1 pseudogene is annotated in these 388 nt (G+C 36.3%); it reads right to left on the bottom strand.

What is annotated here, in order from left to right:
- Positions 1-14: 14 nt before the first annotated feature.
- Positions 15-388, bottom strand: a pseudogene (locus HC175_RS20090) (hypothetical protein); the annotation flags it as partial.

Below are 388 nucleotides of genomic sequence, written 5' to 3'. Positions count from 1 at the left end.
AAAAAGGAAAAATTTTAGCTGTAATTATATGTTTTGGAAGGCGTCTCTTCAAAAGGGATTTCCAGGGATCTCAGGAAACCATTGAGTTCTGCCCTCTGAGATTTTCTGACATATTCTGAATTGATCTTCATTTTCTTTTCTGAAGTAAATAAAGTATAGTCTCCAGCAAATGTTCTAATCTCTTTTACTTCGGAAATTTTTAAAGTTCTACGGATTAATCCCCCTCTTATAATGCTGTTATTCTCAATTCTGAGATAAGGCACCTTTAATTGGTAAACTCCGGAAATCAAATGCAGCAGGCCAACAAGGATAAACCCATAGCGAAAAAAATTATCCGGTTCATTCACGGCAAATAAAATACCCGGGATAAAGAATAGGGAGCCCAGGA

This window comes from Salinimicrobium oceani (assembly GCF_012037645.1).
This window is presented reverse-complemented; position numbering and strand designations above follow the sequence as displayed.